Source organism: Actinokineospora sp. (genome assembly GCF_050699995.1).
Lineage (GTDB): Bacteria > Actinomycetota > Actinomycetes > Mycobacteriales > Pseudonocardiaceae > Actinokineospora.
Map to the genome: position 1 here is coordinate 1 of NZ_JBOHGC010000245.1, position 1,385 is coordinate 1,385.

The window sequence follows — 1,385 nt, forward strand, 5'->3', positions numbered from 1 at the left end:
CTGCTCCTGACCGCGCCGATCTTCCTGGTGCCGATGGTGTCCGGCAGGCTGCTGGCCGCGGGTGTCCAATTGCGACTCATCCTGGCGGGCGGCCTCGTCCTGATCGGCGTGGGCGCGTTCGGGTTGACCTTCGTCGGCGCGGACAGCGCGCTGTGGATGCTGGCGATCCCGTTGATCGTGACCGGCGCCGGTGTGGGCGCGCTCAACGGCGTGATGGACGGCGCCGCGGTCACCTCGGTGGGGAACACCTCGGCGGGGATGGCGGCGGGCATGTTCAACACCATCCGGCTCGCCGCCGAGTCGCTGGCCTCGGTGGTCGTCGTCGCACTCGTCGCGTCGTTCGCGCACACCCAGCTCACCGACACGCTGCTGCCCGCGGGCCTGGACGCGTCCGCCGCGGCGGACAAGCTGGCCGCGGGTGACGTCAAGCAGCTCTTCGCCGAGTTCCCGCAGGTGGTGCCCGCGCTCGCGCAAGCCCATGCCTCAGCCTTCCAACAGGTCATGTGGATCTCGGTCGTGCTGGCGGCGGTGTCCGCGGCGGCTGTGCCGGCGCTGATGCGCCGTGACGGCGGCAGCCGATGAGCGGCAGGCGGCTGCCGCTGTCCGCGGTGGACACGGTGGAGGCGGTCGAGGGCGGGTTCGTCGGACGCAAGAAGGTGGTCGGCGATGACCCTTATCTGTCCGGTCACTTCCCGTCGCTGACGGTCTATCCAGGGGTGTTCCTGATCGAGGGCGTGCAGCAGATGCTCGAACTCCAACTGGACGGTGTGTTGGGGGGAGTGGAGCTGGTCGCGATCGACTCGGCTCGGTTCAGCCTGCCGGTGCTGGCAGGCGACGAGGTGGTGTTCGACACGCAGGTGTCCGGCACGCGGCTGCGACTGTCGACCACGACGACCTGCACCGTCGGCGGCCGTCGGTGCGCGCGGATCGCCGCGAGCTGGCGGTGTGCGGCGTGACCGCGGCCGCATACCCGGATCCGGCCGACCTGTTGCCCTACGGGCACTCGGCGCTTCAGGTCGACCGGATCCTGCACCACCGGCCCGGCGCGATGACCGCCGTCAAAGCGGTGTCCTACCACGAACTCGACGCGCACGGCGGGTCGGAACGGCCGGGTCGCTTCCCGTCGACCTTGGTGCTGGAGTCCTTCCTGCAGACGTGCGGGCTGCTGATCGCCCATGAGGCGGTGGGTGGCGCCGACCGGCTGCTGGTCTTCGGGTCGGCGCGCAACGTGCGTTTCGAAGGCTCCGTGTGCGCGGGCGAACTGCTCGTCAACTCCGTGGACCTGCTCGATCTCGACGGCGACACCGCCACGTTCTCCGGTGCCTCGACAACCGGTGACGGTCGCGCCGTGCTCACCGTCGAGCGCGCCATCACCTTGCTCCGGC

Annotated in this window: 2 protein-coding genes and 1 pseudogene; all 3 read left to right on the forward strand. The window is 70.4% G+C overall.

What is annotated here, in order from left to right; translation table 11 throughout:
* Positions 1-582: pseudogene (locus ACRDSQ_RS12930) on the forward strand (hypothetical protein); the annotation flags it as partial.
* Positions 579-956, forward strand: coding sequence for a hypothetical protein (locus ACRDSQ_RS12935; RefSeq protein WP_431421220.1), 378 nt, complete (start codon positions 579-581; stop codon positions 954-956). The pseudogene ACRDSQ_RS12930 and the gene ACRDSQ_RS12935, both read left to right, overlap by 4 nt.
* A partial coding sequence (locus ACRDSQ_RS12940) for a 3-hydroxyacyl-ACP dehydratase FabZ family protein (RefSeq protein ID WP_431421221.1) occupies positions 953-1,385 on the forward strand: 433 nt, incomplete at its 3' end. The genes ACRDSQ_RS12935 and ACRDSQ_RS12940, both read left to right, overlap by 4 nt.

Coding starts and splice junctions, on each gene's coding strand:
- ACRDSQ_RS12935 (WP_431421220.1), top strand. CDS start 579: ATGAGCGGCAGGCGGCTGCCGCTGTCCGCGGTGGACACGGTGGAGGCG.